This is a genomic window from Albidovulum sediminicola (assembly GCF_025751575.1).
Taxonomy (GTDB): Bacteria; Pseudomonadota; Alphaproteobacteria; order Rhodobacterales; family Rhodobacteraceae; genus Albidovulum; species Albidovulum sediminicola.
On the sequence record NZ_JAOWLA010000001.1, the window covers coordinates 21,954 to 39,130 of the forward strand.

The window sequence follows — 17,177 nt, forward strand, 5'->3', positions numbered from 1 at the left end:
CCGCCTCAGTTGATGACAAACTCGGTGATCAGGAGGTCGCGCGCGCGCCCCTCGCCCAGGACGATCTGAACCCGCCGCAGCATCTGCGCGCGCAGTCGGATCAGGGCCGTCTTTTCGGACAGGTCCTCCGGCTCCAACGCACGCAGGTAGGTATTCAGCACGTCGGTGACGCGGGGTAGGAAATGCAGCGCCTCCTGCTCATGCGCCTTCGGCACCTCGATCTGGGCGGCGAAGTGAAGGAAGCGGCCGCTGTTGCCCGGTCCGACGGGAAGCACGATCCGGTCCACCGGGACGAACGCAACCTCGGGGAGCTCCGCGATCGAGGCCTCCTCGGCGGCTTCGGGCGCGGCGTCGCCATGCCCGAGGATCAGGCCCGAATAGACGGCGAAGAACCCCCCGCCACCCGCGATCAGCGCCAGCACAAGACCGATGATCAGGCCCTTCCCTTTCTTCTTGACCGCCACGGTCTCCGCGTCCGACATCCGGTGTCCTCCCGATTTCAGGGACGGGATAACCCGAATACGGCTAACCAATTCTTAAATGCGATCGGGGATTGATCGATCACCGGGGCAGGACGCCCCCGAAAGTCGGAGACATCCCTTGCAGCAGTTCCTGACGCTCTGGCAGGCCCTACGCCCGACGCATCGGGTCATCGTCGCCGGCGCCGCGGCATTGATTTTCGCCGCGGTCCTTCTTCTGGCGGGGGCTGCGCGCAATCCGTCCCTGGCGCTGCTTTACGCCGGGCTCGACCAGGCCCGCGCGGGGGAGGTCCTGGCGGCCCTCGACCGGCACGGCGTCCCCTACGAGATCCAAGGCGAATCGATCTACGTCGATGGCGCGCGGCGCGATGAGATGCGGATGCTGCTGGCCTCGGAAGGGCTGCCTGCGAACAGCGGCGCGGGCTATGAGCTGCTGGACGGGCTGTCGGGCTTCGGGACAACGGCGCAGATGTTCGACGCGGCCTATCTGCGCGCCAAGGAAGGCGAGATCGCGCGCACCATCGCGGCGCTTCCGGATGTGCGTTTCGCCCGCGTCCATATCGCCAATGTGGAACCCGCCGGGTTCCGTCGCGCCGCGCCTCCGACGGCCTCCGTCATGGTTGCGACGACACTGGGCACCGTCCCGCCGGAGCACGCCCGTGCCTTAAGGTTTCTCGTCGCCTCCGCCGTCGCGGGCCTGCAGCCTGCGGACGTCTCCATCCTGGACGGCCAGGGCAATCTCGTGCCGGGCGACACGGACCCCGGCGTCTCAGCCGCATCGCGCGCGGAGGATCTGCGCCGCTCGGTCCAGCGCCTGCTCGAAGCGCGCGTCGGGGCCGGGAACGCGGTGGTGGAGGTCGCCGTGGACATCGTGACGGAGCGCGAGACGATCAGCGAACGCAGGCTCGACCCGGAGAGCAGGATCGCGATATCGACCGACAACGAGGAGCGTTCGCAGGCCGGGTCCGACAGCGGGGCCGCTCCCGTGACCGTCGCCTCCAACCTTCCATCCGGCAACTCGGACGGCGGGCAAGGCAGTTCCAGCCAGTCAAACGAATCGCGCGAACGGGTAAACTTCGAGGTCTCGGAGACCACGCGGGAGTTGCTGCGCACGCCCGGTGCCGTGCGCCGCCAAACGGTTGCGGTCCTCTTGAACGCCGCACCTGCCGCCGAAGGGCAGCCGCCCGAGCCTCGATCCGAGGAGGAACTGGCGGCGCTGCGCGAACTCGTGGCGGCGGCGGTTGGCTTTGACGAGGGCCGCGGGGACGTGATCTCCATCCGCTCGCTGCCGTTCGAACCCTTTCTGGCAGGGACCGAGGCGCCGGGCGCGGGCTGGATCAGGCCGACCGCGATCGACGTGACGCAGTTGGTTCAGGCGGGGGTGGCCGCGCTGGTCGCGCTGCTGCTCGGCCTTTTCGTCGTCCGCCCCATTCTGGCTGGCGCGCGCGCCGCGGGGCCCGTTCCACCCGCAGCAGCGGTCGCGCGACTGGGCGCGGCGCCCGATCCCGACGCCCTGACCGGAGAGATCGAGGACGACGATGCGTCTGCCGGTGTCACCGCGCGCCCGGCGTCGCCGAGCCGAACGCTCGGCCCGCCGCGCGAGGCCTCGGATGACCCGCCGGACCCGGTCGCGAGACTGCGCGCGCTGATGGTCGAGAAGCGCGACGAAACGGCCGAGATCCTGCGCAGCTGGATGGAAGAAGGCGAACAGGAGGAGGCGCGGTGACCCGCCCCGTTTCGCTCGAATGTTTCGACGAGGCCCCCGAGGGGGAAGTCCGGCGCGACGTGTCCTCCGTCCAATTGGAGGAGGCCAGGCTTCAGGCCTATGAGAGCGGCTTCACGGCCGGTTGGGACGATGCGATCAACGCCCAGGACGAGGAGATCGCGCGGCTGCGCGCCGATCTCGGCCAAAGCCTGCGCGAGCTGTCCCTGACCTACGCCGAGGCCCGCGGCCACATCCAGCACGCTCTTGAGCCGCTGCTGGTCGAGATGGTGGCCAAGGTCCTTCCGAAGATGGCGCAGGAGGCGCTTGGCCACCTGGTTCTGGAGGCCCTGCGCCCCGAGACGGAACGGCTGCTCGATGTGCCCGTACGACTGCGCGCCCACCCCGAGAACCAGCGCACGGTCGAGGAGATCGTGATCCCGAGGGCCGACTTCCCGCTGGTATTCGAAGCCGAGCCCTCGCTGTCGCGCGGACAGGTGCGCCTGATCGCCGGCCCGCGCGAGGTCGACATCGACCTCGACCGCGCGATCGCGGAGATCGGCGCGGCGGTCACGGACTTCTTCCAAGCTGATGAGCCACAGGAGGCCGCGCATGACTGACAGCATCCCGGAGCGGGACACCGCAGAGAGCCCGCTGACCGGAATCCCGATCGAAGTCACGATCTCGGTCGGGCGGAGCCGGATCCAGTTGAAAGACCTGCTGAAGCTGCGGCGCGATGCCGTCCTGCCATTGGACCGCCGGATCGAGGACCCGGTGGAACTGCACGTCGGGGAACGGCTGATCGCGCGCGGCGAACTTGTGGAGCTGGACGGCGAGGGGACCGGGCGGCTCGGCGTCCGGTTGACCGAAATCGCCGAACGCCCGGCAGAGGGCTGAGATGGAGCCCCGGCTGATCCTTGCCGCGATCACGGTCTGGCTGCCATATCCGGCCCTGGCTCAGCAGGTCACACTCTCCCTCGACGGCAGCACGCTGACGGGGCAGTCGCTTTTCCTGATCGCCACTGTCACGCTCCTGGGGCTGGCGCCGGGACTCGCGGTGATGATCACCTGCTTTCCGTTCATCGTGACGGTCCTGTCGATCCTCAGGCAGGCGATCGGCTTGCAGCAGTCCCCCCCCAACATGCTGATCGTCACGCTGGCGCTGTTCCTGACCTGGTTCGTGATGGAGCCGGTTTTCCTTCAGGCCTGGGCCGATGCGATCTCTCCGCTGATGGCGGGACGGATCGACGCGGCGGCCGCCTTCGACGCGGGGCTGGCGCCCTTCCGCATCTTCATGGCGCACCGGCTGGACCCCGACACGCTGGCGGAGCTTGCGGCCCTGCGCCCGCAGACCCCGGCCTTTGCGCGGGCCGAGGATGCGCCGCTTTCACTTCTGGTTCCATCCTTCATGCTTTCAGAAATGGCGCGGGCCTTCCAGATCGGCTTCCTGATCTACCTGCCGTTCCTGATCATCGACCTGGTCGTTTCGGCCGTTCTGATGTCGATGGGCATGATGATGGTGCCGCCCGCGGTCGTCGCGCTGCCCTTCAAGCTGGCCTTCTTCGTCGTGGCGGATGGCTGGTCGCTCCTGACCGGCGCGCTTGTGCGCAGCTACTTCTGAGGCGCCGCCGCGAACGGGGTGTTGCGCACGGCCGATCCGGCCGATCCGCAACGCTTCGCGCGCGGCGCGTAGAGTCCGCGCCATTCGGCAACCCGACAGGACGCCGCGCGGGGCCGATCGTTCTCAGCCCCCGGCGCCTGCCAGAGCAAGGATGACGCAATGCTTCAGATCGGTATCAACCTTGGCGACAAGCCCCATGCGCACGGTGCCACCCCCGGCCCCGCCCCACATGTCTTCGTGATCGCGGGCGAGGCCAACGCCTCGGGCCGCGCACCGGAGGACGACGCCACCGCATTTCCCGCAATCGCCCGGCACTGGTCCGCCGCCAACGCGTGGGAGCCGATCGGAAGCCGCCTTTGCCATGGGCCTTGGGAAACCGCAGCGATCGCACGGCCCGATCCGCTGGCCAACTTCGGCTGGGCGCGCGCCTTCGCCAGCGCCTATCAGGCGGCGCACCCTGAGAACCCGGTCCACCTGGTCGGGGTGGCGCGCGCAGGTTCGGGTTTCGCCACCTCCCAATGGGTCAAGGGCAGCGCGGAGTACAACGCCGCCATTGCGCGGGTGAACGCCGCGATGGCCGAGGCCCCGGCGGGCGCCATCCTGAAGGGCATCCTTTGGCACCAGGGGGAAGCCGACAGCCAGACCCAGGCTGCACGGGACAGCTACGAGGCGGCGCTGAACCAGCTGATCACCGATCTTCGCGCGGATGTCACCGGGGCCGGCGCCTCGACGCCGTTCGTACTCGGGGGGCATTTCCCCAAGTCGACGCTTTACCATTCCGCGATCCAGAACGTCTGCCAATCGCGTCCCAACCAGGTGAGCCATACCGGCTACGCGGACCCTTCGACCCCATCGGAGGGCACGCTGGCCTCTCTCACCGAGGCCGACGCGCCCACGGTGGCGGCGCTTGGCCAAAGCTACGTCGCGGGGCTGGCGGAGGCGGCGGGGAACGCGCCACTCGGGTCCGGGGGGGCGATCACGCTTGGCACCATCACGCAATATGCGCTGCCCCGGCTCACCCAGTCCACCCTGTCCGGCGTGTCGCTCGGCACGCCGTCGCCGGACCGGCTGATCCTGATCGCGGTGTCCGCGCGGGCCGCGGCAGCGGTCACGCCGCTTTCGGTAACGGTCGGCGGCGTGGCCCTGACCCGGGCCGGGACGCATGCAACCGACGCCGGCCTCAGCGGCACCTCCCTCTTTTACGGCCGGGTGCCCGAAGGGACGTCGGCCGCGGTCACGGTGAAGCTCGACAGCTTGCCCGGGTCCGGACAATCGGCAATCGCGGTCCTCCCGGTCCATGGCGCCCGGCCGCATCTGGCAAACGCCCTGGGTCAGGCGACGACGGCGCTGCAAACCACGGGGATCTTCAGCATTTCGGCCCCGGTTTCCGTTCAGCCGGGCGATCTGGTCTTCGCGGCGGCGGCGGCCTATTCCCCGGCGCTCGCAACCGGCGTGATCGACCTCAGCCAATCCGTATCGGGCTCCTATTCGGGCGGCTATTACGGCGTGCATTGCGGCGCGGAGCTCCAGATCGCCGCCGGGATGCGGACGGTGACGTGCAGCTTCGATCAGGGCGTCAGCAGAGCCTCGATCAACGCCCTGGTCCTCAGGCCCGCCTGAGGGTTATCTGCGCGTTGGGCGCGGCGTGGGGCGTTGCGGGCCGGGCAGAAACTCCACCCCGCCCGACTGCCGCAGCGGCTGCGGATAAAGCATCATCATCGTCAGAACGTCTTCGGGCATCTCTGTGACGACATTCAACCCGATCTCTTGTGCCTCACGCGCGGAGATCGGGTAGTCATGCGTCCAGGTGCCCGAGGACAGCAGTTCGGCGATGCCGGCCGCCTTCTCCTCCGGCATCTGGGCAGACAGGATCTCGGTCGCGGCGCGGCGCACCTGATCCAGCGCCTTCTGCCCGACATCGGCCAGGATCAGGGTTTCGTCATCGACCTCGGCCACCGGCTTGGCGCTGACCGCCTTCAGGATGGAGGCCGCGGGAAACTGGCCGATCTGCGGGTCGATCGGCCCCAGGACCGAATGGTCACACATCGCGATCTCATCCGCGGCCAGCGCAACCAGGGTTCCGCCCGACATCGCGTGGTGCGGGACAAAAACCGTGACCTTTCCGCGATGCGCCTCGACCGCGCGGGCAATCTGTAGCGCGGCGAGCACGAGGCCGCCGGGCGTGTGCAGCACGATATCGAGGGGCATGTCCTTGTCGGTCATCCGGATCGCGCGCAGCACGTCCTCGCTGTCCTGGATGTCGATGTAGCGCATCAGCGGAAAGCCCAGGAAGCGCATCGTCTCCTGCCGGTGGACCATCAGGATCACCCGGCTGCCGCGTTTTTTCTGGAAACGGTCGATCATCTGCATCCGGCGCAGATCAAGCATCTTGCGTGCGATCACGGGTTGCAGCATCGACAGGATGATGAACACCCAGAGCATGTCGGAAATACTCATCCCTGCCCCCCCGCGCGGTCGACATGGCCCAGCGATCTTTCGGGATCGATCCGGTCGCGCACCCGCTGCTTGAGGGCCTTGATTTCGGGAAATCCACCGTCGCGCTTGCGTTCCCAGATCACCTCGCCGTCCAGCGTGATTTCGAATGCGCCGCCGGAGCCGGGCGACAGCGTGACGCCGCCCAGATCGTTCTGAAACGTGGAGAGAAGCTCCTGCGCCATCCAGGCAGACCGCAAGAGCCAGTTGCAGCCGGTGCAGTAGGTGATCGTGACACTGGGCAGGGGCAAGTGGCGTTCTCCTTGGTCGGCTCGGTCCTCGGGTGCGGGGCGATCCTAGCCGGTTTCTCGCGGAAAGTGCTGCGAAATTTCGCCTCGCTCCGTGCCGCATTACGGGCGGGTGCGGACCCTCTTGCGGGTGTTCCGGCGATCTGGCACGGTCGGGCATGAAAACGCAAAACCTTTCCCCTTCGCCCTGGTCCGATGTCGCCCCCCGCCTTGTCGCGGTCGCGGCAGGCCGCAGCCCCGCCGACCTCGTGATCCGGGGCGGCCAATGGGTCAACGTCCACACCCGCGAGGTCCTGCCCGGCCATGACATCGCCATCGCCGAAGGGCGATTTGCCGCGATCGCACCCGACCTCTCCTACGCCATCGGCCCCGAGACCGAGGTGATCGAGGCGGAGGGACGCTTCATGGTGCCGGGGCTCTGCGACGGGCACATGCATGTGGAATCGGGGATGCTGACCCCGGCCGAATTCGCCGCCGCCGTGATCCCGCATGGCACCACCTCGATGTTCGCCGACCCGCATGAGATCGCCAACGTGCTGGGGATCGAGGGCGTGCGCATGATGCATGACGAGGCGTTGATGCAACCCGTCAACATGTTCATGCAGATGCCCTCCTGCGCGCCCTCGGCGCCGGGGTTGGAGACGACGCCCTACGAGATCGGCCCCGACGAGGTGGCGGAGGCCATGACATGGCCCGGCATCATCGGCTTGGGGGAGATGATGAATTTCCCCGGCGTGATCGCGGGCAGCCAGCAGATGCTGGCCGAGATCGCCGCGACCCAGCGCGCGGGCAAGACGGTGGGCGGGCATTACGCCAGCCCCGACCTCGGGCCGGCCTTCCTTGCCTATGTCGCGGGCGGTCCGGCCGACGATCATGAGGGCACGACCGAGATGGACCCGGTCGTGCGCGCGCGCCAGGGCATGCGGGCGATGATGCGCCACGGCTCCGCCTGGTTCGACGTTGACCGCCAGATCACGGCCGTGACCGAAAAGGGGCTCGATCCGCGCAACTTCATCCTGTGCACCGACGACTGCCACCCCGGCACGTTGGTCGAAGAAGGGCACATGGACCGCGCCTATCGCCGCGCGGTCGAAAAGGGCTGCGATCCGCTGGTCGCGCTTCAGATGGCGACGATCAACACCGCGACCCATTTCGGGCTGGAGCGTGAACTGGGCTCGATCGCGCCGGGACGCCGGGCCGACCTGATCCTGACCTCGGATCTGAGGACGCTGCCCTGCGAGCAGGTGATCGCCCGTGGCCGCACCGTTGCGCAGAACGGTCGTCTGACCGTTACATGCCCCCATTACGACTGGCCCACGGCGGCCAGGGACACGGTGCGGATGGGACGAGACAAGACTGCGAAGGATTTCGAGATCCCGGCGCCGGCGGGTGCCGACACCGTGCGGGTCAGGGTCATCGGCATCGTCGAGAACCAGGCGCCGACCCGCGCCCTGACCGCCGAATTGACCGTCAGGGACGGTATCGTCGAGCCCGACGCGGCGCAGGATGTCGCGCAATGCGCGGTGATCGAACGCCACAAGGGGTCGGGCCGGATGGTCAACGGCTTCGTCAACGGTTTCCGCTACAAGGGCCGGATGGCCATGGCCTCAACCGTCGCGCATGACAGCCACCAGATCATCGTCGTCGGAACCGATCGCGCGCTGATGGCCAAGGCCGCGAACGCCATCGCCAGGATGGGCGGGGGCTTCTCGCTCTGGAAGGACGGGGAGGAGATCGCCGACATCCCCCTGCCGGTCGCGGGGCTGATGTCGGATGCGCCGGCCGCCGAGATGGCCGCCCGCGCCTCGAACCTCGTCGCCCGGATGCGCGACTGCGGTTGCGACCTGAACAACGCCTCGATCCAGCACTCCTTCCTGGCCCTCGTCGTGATCCCCGAACTCAGGATCTCCGACCTCGGGCTGGTCGATGTCACCAAGTTTGAATTCACCGAGCTTTTTGCATGAACACAGAAACCGCCATCCTGACCCCGCGCGCACCCGCGGCGGAGCAATTCACCGAGGCCTCGGCCGCCGTCACGCGGCTTGAGGCGCTTTATGCCCAGGCCACGGGCTTTCTCTTCGACCAGTTCACCCGTGCGCTGGGGGGCCACCGTCCGACCGCCCGCGTGCGCGCCTTCTACCCCGAGGTGCGGATCACCACGAACACCCATGCCAAGGCTGACAGCCGCCTGTCCTTCGGCCATGTTCCGGTGCCTGGAACCTATGTCGCGACCATCACCCGACCCGACCTGTTTCGGAACTACCTGATCGAGCAGATCGGGCACCTGATCCGCAACCACGGCGTGCCGGTCACCGTGGGCCCCAGCAGCACACCGATCCCGGTGCATTTCGCCGTCGCCTCCAGCCCCCATGTCAACGTCCCGCAAGAGGGCGTCCTGGGCTTTTCGCTGCGCGATGTCTTCGACGTGCCGGATCTGTCCACGACCAACGACGACATCGTCAACGGGACCGCGCGGCGCAATGCCGACGGCTCCGACCACCTGGCGCCCTTCACGGCGCAGCGGGTGGATTACTCGCTGGCGCGTCTCAGCCACTACACCGCGACGGACGCGGAGCATTTCCAGAACTTCGTCCTGTTCACCAACTACCAGTTCTATGTGCAGGAGTTCGAGGCCTATGCGCGGCAGGCCTTGGGCGATCCCGCATCGGGCTACACAGCCCTTGTCGGTCCGGGGAACGTGAGGATCACCACCCCCGACGGCGACCTGCGGGACCCCGCCAAGATGCCGCAGATGCCGACCTATCACCTCAAGCGGCGCGGCGGCCAGGGGATAACGCTGGTCAACATCGGCGTCGGCCCGTCGAACGCCAAGACCGCGACGGATCACATCGCGGTGCTGCGCCCCCATGCCTGGCTGATGGTTGGCCACTGCGCGGGGCTGCGCAATTCGCAGTCGCTGGGCGATTTCGTGCTGGCCCACGCCTATGTGCGCGAGGACCACGTCCTGGACGCGGATCTTCCGGTCTGGGTGCCGATCCCGGCCCTGGCAGAGATTCAGATCGCCTTGCAGGAGGCCGTCGCGGATGTCGCCCATATGGATGGCTTCGACCTGAAGAAGATCATGCGCACCGGAACCGTCGCCACGATCGACAACCGCAACTGGGAACTGCGCGACCAGTCCGGCCCGGTCCAGCGGCTTTCGCAATCGCGGGCCATCGCGCTCGACATGGAAAGCGCCACGATCGCGGCCAATGGTTTTCGCTTTCGCGTGCCCTACGGAACGCTGCTCTGCGTCTCCGACAAGCCGCTCCACGGAGAGTTGAAGCTTCCCGGCATGGCGACGGATTTCTACCGGACGCAGGTCAGCCGGCACCTTCAGATCGGGGTGCGCGCGATGGAAAAGCTGCGCGACATGCCGGTGGAGCGTATACACAGCCGCAAGCTTCGTAGCTTCGAGGAAACAGCCTTCCTGTGACGCTGCGAAAAACGCCGAAAATGGTCGAAAATGGCTTGCCTTAGCGCACAATCTGATGCGATTGACCGCAACAGACAGTGATTGAAGACGAATTAGCCCCAACAGAGGGGGCCAACGAGGAGACAGACATGTCCAAACCCATGACCAAGACCCAGCTGGTGACCGCAGTGGCAGAAGCGATGGGCGCTGACAAGAAAACCGCTTCGTCCGCGCTCGATGCGATCGCCTCGGTCGTGACGACGGAAGTCGTCGGCGGCGGGGCGGTGACGCTGCCCGGCATCGGCAAGGTCGTCTGCCGCACCCGCCCCGAGCGCCAGGTGCGCAACCCCGCCACCGGTGAATCCATCACCAAGCCCGCGGACAAGGTCGTCAAGATCTCGGTCGCCAAGGCGCTGAAGGACAGCGTCAACGGCTGACCGGCGGCCCGCACGGGCATGCTGGACCAAAACGGGGTCGCCCTTCGGGCGGCCCTTTTCTTTTCTCAGGTCCCGCAACGATATCGCCGCACCACATCCGTTGCGGTCCTTTGACGTGGCGTTTCCCCGGACGCGCCGAGCCGTGGTATCGTGCCCGAAACGGAGGAGCCCCGATCATGTCCGACACAGCCTCGATCGCCGACCACTGGGGGACGGGGGACGTCTATTCCCGAATAGTCGCGGCCATGAAGTCCGCCGGGCTCGACCCGGCGAGCGTCACGGTCGAACAACTCGCCCCCGTCGATCATTTCCACGCGCGGGGATTTCCCGCGACCAAGGAGCTTGCGGATGCGCTGCCCTTCAAGGCGGGGCAGCGCATCGTCGATATAGGAAGCGGCGTCGGTGGACCTGCAAGATACCTCGCGCAGAGGTTCCAGTGCCATGTGGACGGGATCGACATCACCAAACCCTTCGTCGAGGCCGCCAACAAGCTGACCGAGCTTGTCGGGCTCAGCCACCTTGTCTCTTTTGTGGTCGGCGACGGTCAGAACCTTCCCTTTGACGACGCCGTGTTCGACGGCGGCTACAGCCAGCACGTCACGATGAATGTTCCCGACCGAGGGGCCTTCTTTCGCGAAGCGTTTCGCGTGCTGAAGCCCGGCGCCTTCTTCGCGATCACCGAACACGGTCTTGGAGCAACCGGGAATCCGCATCACCCGCTGCCCTGGTCCAAGGATGGAACCGGTGCCTTTCTGATGCGGCCGTCGCAAACGGTGTCCATTCTGGAGGCCGAAGGTTTCGTTCAGGTCGAGGTCAAGGATACCGGCGACAAGTACGTCGACGCCTATAACACCGCGATCGCCCTAGCGCAGAAGGGGCAGCTTCCGGTTTTGGGCACGCATGTCCTTCTGGGCGAACAGGCCCCCGAAATCGTCAGGAATGCGGCCCGGAATATCGAGGAGGGGCGAACCCATCCCGTTCAGATAACGTGCCGAAAACCCGGCTGACGCCGCCCGGCACTCCGAACGCCAGCCACGCGGGTCTGGACTGAGCGCCTGCGAAAGGGGTTCAGTGGCCGCATCGCGGCCAACGCGATGTGCCAAGACGCTCATTTTCTTTTCGCCTCGCCGCGTTGGGCGGGGTCGCTTCCCTTCGCCGCCGGAACATGGCAATCAGCATCCCGGCCATGTCGGGCCACGGTTGGACCACAGTCGGCCCAGAGCGGAAGGATGAACGATGGACCTGCGCGCGATCCTCATGGGCCTGGCTTTCGCCTTCATGTGGTCTTCGGCCTTCACCTCGGCGCGCATGATCGTCGCCGATGCGCCGCCGCTGACCGCCCTCGCGTTCCGGTTCCTGATCTCTGGCCTCATCGGCGTGTGCATCGCTGCGGCCGTCGGGCAAACCTGGCGGCTGAGCCGGGGCCAGTGGCGTTCCGTCATGATCTTTGGCCTTTGCCAGAATGCGCTCTATCTCGGGCTCAACTTCGTCGCGATGCAATGGGTCGAGGCTTCGCTTGCCGCGATCATCGCCTCCACCATGCCGCTTCTCGTCGCGCTTCTGGGCTGGGTGTTCCTGGGCCAGACCGTACGCCCGCTTGGCGTGGCGGGCCTTGTCGCCGGTGTCGTGGGCGTCACCCTGATCATGGGGTCGCGCTTTTCGGGCGGGGTCAGCGTCGAGGGGCTGATCTTCTGCGGGCTCGGCGCGCTGGCGCTGGCGATCGCCACGCTGACGGTGCGCAGCGCGTCGTCCCAGGGCAATGTCCTGATGATCGTCGGGCTTCAGATGTTCGTCGGGTCCGCCATCCTCGGCGTCGCCGCGTTTCTGACCGAGCCCTGGCAGGTCAACTGGACGCCACGGCTGATCCTTGCCTTTGGCTACACGACGCTGGTCCCGGGGCTGCTGGCGACCTGGGTCTGGTTCCGGCTGGTGGGCCGCATCGGGGCGGTGCGCGCCGCGACCTATCACTTCCTCAACCCGTTCTTCGGGGTCGCGGTCGCGGCCGTCTTCCTGGGCGAACAGCTTGGCCTGGCCGACATCATCGGCGTCGGGATCGTGGCCGCCGGCATTCTGGCGGTGCAACTGTCCAAGCAGGCGCCCGTCGTCGCCAGCCCCGCCCGCTAGACGGCGCCGGTCAGGTCCCGCCGATCGGGCCGCGCAGGCCGCCTGTCTGGCCGCGATCCAGAAGCAGGTGATCGAGGATCACGCAAGCCATCATCGCTTCGCCCACCGGCACCGCGCGGATGCCGACACAGGGGTCATGGCGGCCCTTGGTCACGATCTCGCTTTCCACGCCGGAAACGCCGATCGTCCGGCGCGGCGACAGGATCGAGGAGGTGGGCTTCACCGCGAAGCGGACGACGACATCCTGCCCGGTCGAAATGCCCCCCAGAATCCCGCCCGCGTGGTTCGAGGAGAACAGCGGTTTTCCGTCATTGCCCATGAAGATCTCGTCGGCGTTCTCCAGGCCCGTCAGCTCAGCCGCCGCCATTCCTTCGCCGATCTCCACGCCCTTGACCGCGTTGATCGACATCATCGCCGCCGCCAGGTCGGTGTCGAGCTTGCCGTAGATCGGCGCGCCCAGACCCGCCGGCACGCCCGAGGCCACGACCTCGACCACAGCGCCGACGGAGTTTCCGGATTTGCGCAGCTCGTCCAGATGCTCCGCCCAGATCGCCGCGGCCGCGGCGTCGGGGCACCAGAACGGGTTCTGCGCCACCTCCGCCAGGTCGAAGCGGTCGCGGTCGGCCTTCAGGCGGCCCATCTGGACCATGTAGCCGGTGATCTTCACTTCCGGTGCAAGCGCCGCCAGCGCAGCCCGCGCCAGGCCGCCCGCCGCCACCCGTGCCGCGGTTTCGCGGGCCGAGGACCGGCCGCCGCCGCGATAGTCGCGGATCCCGTATTTCTGCCAGTAGGTGATGTCGGCATGACCGGGGCGGAAGCGTTCGGCGATCTCGCCGTAGTCCTTCGAGCGCTGGTCGGTGTTCTCGATCATCAGCTGCACCGGGGTGCCGGTCGTGCGCCCCTCGAACACGCCTGAAAGGATGCGCACCGCGTCGGGTTCGCGCCGTTGCGTGGTGTATTTGTTCTGACCCGGCTTGCGGCGGTCCAGCCAGTGCTGAAGCGTCGCCTCGTCGATCTCCACCCCCGGCGGGCAGCCGTCGACCGTCGCGCCCAGGGCGGGCCCGTGGCTCTCGCCCCAGGTGGTGACCCGGAAAAGATGTCCGAAGGTGTTGAGGCTCATGGGCTCGCTCCTGCTCTTGCAGGGGGCATAGCGAAGCGCGCGGCCGCGCTCAAGCGCCTTGGCCCGCAATCGGAAGGAAATGCGTGCGCCCCGCGTCTCGTGCGCTCTTGAGTTTCCTCAAACGCAGGGCTAGGTTCGCGCCCACCTCGGGGTGCCCTGTTCTCAGGGCTGAGATGCGAAAGCGAACCCGTTGAACCTGAACCGGTTAGAACCGGCGGAGGGAAGGTCGCACAAGCACCCCCCATCTCCGCCCGCCTGACCATTGGAGGATGAGAGATGAGAAAATCCCTGATGATCGCGGGTCTCCTGTCAGTCGCGGCGCCGTTTTCGGCAGTGGCGCAGGATAAGCCCGTCCTGACAATCTATACCTACGACAGCTTTGTCTCGGAATGGGGCCCCGGCCCCGCGGTCGAGGCGGCGTTCGAGGCCGACTGCGGCTGCGACGTGCAGTTCGTGGGTTCGGGTGATGGCGCCGCACTCCTGGCGCGGCTCCTGATCGAGGGCAAGGACAGCCCGGCCGACATCGTGCTGGGCATCGACACCAACCTGACGGCGGAAGCGGCAGCCAGCGGTCTTTTCGCCCCGCATGCGCAGGCTCTGGCGCTGGACCTGCCCGTGGCCTGGTCCGATCCGCTGTTCCTGCCCTATGACTGGGGCTATTTCGCCTTCGTCTACGACAAGACCAAGACCGCCACCGTTCCGGCGGACTTCGAGGCGCTTGCCGCTTCCGACCTCAAGATCGTGATCGAAGATCCGCGGTCCTCGACGCCGGGGCTTGGCCTGCTGCTCTGGGTCAAGCAGGCTTACGGCGAGCGGGCCGCAGAGGTCTGGTCGGCGCTGGCCGATAATATCGTGACCGTCACCCCCGGCTGGTCCGAGGCCTATGGCCTGTTCCTGAGCGGCGAGGCCGACGCGGTCCTGTCTTACACGACCTCGCCCGCCTATCACCTGATCGCCGAAAGCGATGACAGCAAGGCCGCGATGGACTTCAGCGAAGGCCATTACCTGCAGGTCGAGGTCGCGGGCAAGCTTGCCGGCAGCGACCAGCCGGAGCTTGCCGACCGGTTCCTCGCGTTCATGACCACCGACGCCTTCCAGTCCGTGATCCCGGAAACCAACTGGATGTACCCGGCCAAGACCCCCGAAGCCGGCCTGCCGGAGGGTTTCGGCACGCTCGTCACACCGTCCAAGGCGCTGATCTACGACGCCGAGGACGCGCGTGCCATCCGCGACGAGGCGCTTGCCGAATGGCAGGCCGCGCTCAGCCAGTAAGCCGCACCCTCGCGGTCGGAGGAGCGCCCGCCGCGCTCCTCCTGCTGCTGACGCTCGGGACGCTGGGCGCGGTCTTCCTGCGCGCGCGAGCGATGGGCAGCCTCGGTCCCGCCGACTGGGCGGCGGTCCGCTTCACGCTCTGGCAGGCCCTGTTGTCGGCGTCACTCTCCACCCTTCTGGCCGTTCCCGTGGCCCGCGCCCTTGCCCGGCGCAGCTTTCCCGGCCGGGGTCTGCTGATCGCGCTGCTCGGCGCGCCCTTCATTCTTCCCGTAATCGTCGCGGTGATGGGCCTTCTGGCGGTCTTCGGGCGGGCGGGCGTGTTGAACGCGGGCCTTGGCGCGCTGGGGCTTCCCGCCGTGTCGATCTACGGGCTTCAGGGCGTCGTTCTGGCGCATGTCTTCTTCAATCTGCCGCTGGCCACCCGACTCCTGGTGCAAGCCTGGCTCGACATCCCGGCCGAGCGCTTCCGGCTCGCCGCATCGCTCGGGATGGGGCCGTCCGAGGTCGCGCGTTTTCTGGAACGGCCAATGCTGCGCTCGGCCCTGCCCGGCATCTTCCTCGCGATCTTCCTGATCTGCCTGACCAGCTTCGCGGTCGCGCTGACGCTCGGCGGGGGGCCGCGGGCGACCACCGTCGAACTTGCGATCTACCAGGCGTTCCGCTTCGACTTCGACCTTGGCCGCGCTGCGATGCTGGGCCTGCTCCAGGTGGCGCTCTGCCTTGCGGCCTCGGTTGTAGCAATCGGCGTCGCAGCGCCGTCGGCCTTTGGGGCCGGTCTCGACCGGCGGGTCGCTCGCTGGGACGCGTCGAGCCGCTGGTTGAAGGCGCAGGACGCGACGATCCTGCTGCTGACGGCGGGTTTTCTGTTGCTGCCGCTCGCGATGATCACGCTCAGGGGGCTTCCGGCGCTGCCGGGTCTGCCCGGGCCGGTCTGGGCCGCGTCGCTACGCTCGCTCCTGGTCGCCCTGGCATCGGCGACGTTGACACTGCTGCTGGCGCTGCCCATGGCGCTGGCCATCGCGCGCGCCCGCCCGGCCCCGGCCCGCACGCTTGAGGCGCTTGCGATGCTGCCGCTCGCGACCTCGCCCCTCGTCCTTGGCACCGGGCTTTTTTTGCTGCTGCGGCCCTACGCCGATCCCGCGACACTTGCGCTGCCGGTCACGGCGGCGGCCAACGCCACGCTCGCGCTCCCTTTCGCACTGCGGATCCTGCTGCCCGCCGCCCGCACCTGCGAGGCCGACTTCGGCCGCCTCGCCGACAGTCTCGACCTGCGGGGGCTTGCCCGGCTTCGGCTGCTGACGCTACCGCGCCTGACACGGCCGCTTCGCTTCGCGGGCGGGCTGGCGGCGGCGCTGTCGATGGGCGATCTCGGCGTCATCGCCCTTTTCGCGGACCCGGAGACGGCAACGCTCCCGCTCCAGCTTTACCGGCTGATGGCGGCCTACCGGATGGCCGATGCTGCCGGGGCCGCGGTGCTGCTGCTGGGGCTTTCCTTCGCGCTTTTCTGGATCATCGACAGGGGAGGCCACCCGAATGCTGGTTCTTGAGGGCGCCACCATTTCGCAAACCGATTTCCACCTGCGCGCAGACCTCAGCGTCGCGGCAGGCGAGCGGGTCGCCATCATTGGACCCTCCGGGGCCGGTAAATCCACCCTGCTTGCCGCCATCGCGGGCTTCGTGAGCCTTTCGGGCGGCCGGATCCTCTGGCAGGGCCAGAACATCTCCGGGCTTCACCCTGGGGCGCGCCCCGTTTCGATCTTGTTCCAGGACCAGAACCTGTTCCCGCATCTGACGGCGTCGGAAAACGTGGGCCTCGGGCTGCGCCCCGATCTGCGCCTGACCGCCAGCGATCGCTCCCGCGTCGAGGCCGCGCTTGAACGCACGGGCCTCGGCGGTTTCGGGGCGCGACGGCCGGGCGCGCTTTCTGGCGGCCAGCAAAGCCGGGTCGCACTGGCCCGGGCCCTGCTGCGCGACCGCCCAATCCTCCTCCTCGACGAGCCCTTCGCAGCCCTTGGCCCCGCGCTCAAGGCCGAAATGCTCGATCTGGTCGGCACGATCGCCGCGCAGAACGGGACGACCGTGCTGATGGTCAGCCACGATCCGGAGGACGCCCGCCGCTTCGCCCCCCGCACCATCCTTGTGGCCGACGGGCAGGCATTCCCGCCCGCCGACACGGCGGCGCTTTTCAACGCCCCGCCCGCGGCGCTGGCGGCCTATCTCGGAAACTGAAAACGCGCCCCCGAAGGGACGCGCCTGGTTTCTTCAT

At 67.7% G+C, this 17,177-nt stretch carries 17 protein-coding genes and 1 riboswitch; of the genes, 13 read left to right on the top strand and 4 right to left on the bottom strand.

The genetic code is table 11. The annotated features are described in order from the left end of the window. Positions 1-5 precede the first annotated feature (5 nt). Positions 6-482, bottom strand: coding sequence for a flagellar basal body-associated FliL family protein (locus OE647_RS00120; RefSeq protein WP_263719553.1), 477 nt, complete (start codon positions 480-482; stop codon positions 6-8). Between the two features lie 118 nt (positions 483-600). On the opposite strand from OE647_RS00120, the gene fliF reads away from it, so the two are divergent. From fliF to OE647_RS00145, 5 genes are all read left to right on the top strand, one after another. Continuing rightward, positions 601-2,205: a flagellar basal-body MS-ring/collar protein FliF gene (gene fliF, locus OE647_RS00125; RefSeq protein WP_263719554.1), complete on the top strand. Its 1,605-nt coding sequence runs from the start codon at positions 601-603 to the stop codon at positions 2,203-2,205. Next, positions 2,202-2,801 carry a FliH/SctL family protein gene (locus tag OE647_RS00130; RefSeq protein WP_263719555.1) on the top strand — a complete coding sequence of 200 codons (600 nt, stop codon included), beginning with the start codon at positions 2,202-2,204 and terminating at the stop codon, positions 2,799-2,801. The genes fliF and OE647_RS00130 overlap by 4 nt, the downstream gene beginning before the upstream one ends. Continuing rightward, on the top strand, positions 2,794-3,078 hold the full coding sequence (locus OE647_RS00135; protein ID WP_263719556.1) for a FliM/FliN family flagellar motor switch protein: 285 nt from the start codon (positions 2,794-2,796) through the stop codon (positions 3,076-3,078). Before OE647_RS00130 ends, OE647_RS00135 begins: the two co-directional genes overlap by 8 nt. 1 nt (position 3,079) lies before the next feature. Next, positions 3,080-3,802: a flagellar type III secretion system pore protein FliP gene (gene fliP, locus OE647_RS00140; protein WP_263719557.1), complete on the top strand. Its 723-nt coding sequence runs from the start codon at positions 3,080-3,082 to the stop codon at positions 3,800-3,802. A gap of 159 nt (positions 3,803-3,961) precedes the next feature. Further along, positions 3,962-5,422 (top strand): sialate O-acetylesterase, encoded by a 1,461-nt coding sequence (locus OE647_RS00145; protein ID WP_263719558.1) that lies wholly within the window; start codon positions 3,962-3,964, stop codon positions 5,420-5,422. A 3-nt stretch (positions 5,423-5,425) separates the two neighbouring features. Here OE647_RS00145 and OE647_RS00150 read toward each other — a convergent pair whose 3' ends face one another. Both OE647_RS00150 and OE647_RS00155 read right to left on the bottom strand, forming a co-directional pair. Next, a complete protein-coding gene (locus tag OE647_RS00150; protein ID WP_263719559.1) occupies positions 5,426-6,259 on the bottom strand; it encodes an SDH family Clp fold serine proteinase in 834 nt (277 codons plus the stop codon). Then, a complete protein-coding gene (locus OE647_RS00155) occupies positions 6,256-6,546 on the bottom strand; it encodes an Rdx family protein (protein WP_263719560.1) in 291 nt (96 codons plus the stop codon). Before OE647_RS00155 ends, OE647_RS00150 begins: the two co-directional genes overlap by 4 nt. Before the next feature lie 155 nt (positions 6,547-6,701). On the opposite strand from OE647_RS00155, the gene ade reads away from it, so the two are divergent. From ade to OE647_RS00180, 5 genes are all read left to right on the top strand, one after another. Further along, positions 6,702-8,507 carry an adenine deaminase gene (gene ade / locus OE647_RS00160; RefSeq protein ID WP_263719561.1) on the top strand — a complete coding sequence of 602 codons (1,806 nt, stop codon included), beginning with the start codon at positions 6,702-6,704 and terminating at the stop codon, positions 8,505-8,507. Beyond that, positions 8,504-9,979, top strand: coding sequence for an AMP nucleosidase (locus OE647_RS00165; protein ID WP_263719562.1), 1,476 nt, complete (start codon positions 8,504-8,506; stop codon positions 9,977-9,979). The genes ade and OE647_RS00165 overlap by 4 nt, the downstream gene beginning before the upstream one ends. A 128-nt stretch (positions 9,980-10,107) precedes the next feature. Beyond that, positions 10,108-10,395, top strand: coding sequence for an HU family DNA-binding protein (locus OE647_RS00170; protein WP_263719563.1), 288 nt, complete (start codon positions 10,108-10,110; stop codon positions 10,393-10,395). A gap of 176 nt (positions 10,396-10,571) precedes the next feature. Continuing rightward, positions 10,572-11,402, top strand: coding sequence for a class I SAM-dependent methyltransferase (locus OE647_RS00175; protein ID WP_263719564.1), 831 nt, complete (start codon positions 10,572-10,574; stop codon positions 11,400-11,402). A gap of 229 nt (positions 11,403-11,631) precedes the next feature. Beyond that, the gene (locus OE647_RS00180) at positions 11,632-12,519 is read left to right on the top strand and encodes a DMT family transporter (RefSeq protein WP_263719565.1); all 888 of its coding nucleotides are present in this window, start codon (positions 11,632-11,634) and stop codon (positions 12,517-12,519) included. Positions 12,520-12,529: 10 nt separating this feature from the next. On the opposite strand, the gene aroC is transcribed toward OE647_RS00180, so the two are convergent. Continuing rightward, entirely contained in the window at positions 12,530-13,639 is a 1,110-nt protein-coding gene (gene aroC / locus OE647_RS00185) for a chorismate synthase (protein WP_263719566.1), read from the bottom strand. A gap of 137 nt (positions 13,640-13,776) precedes the next feature. Beyond that, positions 13,777-13,879: riboswitch (TPP riboswitch) on the top strand. Between the two features lie 51 nt (positions 13,880-13,930). Between aroC and thiB the strand changes: the two genes are divergently transcribed. Genes thiB through OE647_RS00200 form a run of 3 tightly spaced genes read left to right on the top strand, consistent with a single transcriptional unit; the run spans position 13,931 to position 17,140 of the window. Further along, a complete protein-coding gene (gene thiB, locus OE647_RS00190) occupies positions 13,931-14,911 on the top strand; it encodes a thiamine ABC transporter substrate binding subunit (protein ID WP_412174914.1) in 981 nt (326 codons plus the stop codon). After that, on the top strand, positions 14,887-16,458 hold the full coding sequence (locus tag OE647_RS00195; protein WP_263719568.1) for an ABC transporter permease family protein: 1,572 nt from the start codon (positions 14,887-14,889) through the stop codon (positions 16,456-16,458). Before thiB ends, OE647_RS00195 begins: the two co-directional genes overlap by 25 nt. Continuing rightward, the gene (locus OE647_RS00200; protein WP_263719569.1) at positions 16,445-17,140 is read left to right on the top strand and encodes a thiamine ABC transporter ATP-binding protein; all 696 of its coding nucleotides are present in this window, start codon (positions 16,445-16,447) and stop codon (positions 17,138-17,140) included. Before OE647_RS00195 ends, OE647_RS00200 begins: the two co-directional genes overlap by 14 nt. The last annotated feature ends 37 nt before the right edge of the window (positions 17,141-17,177 follow it).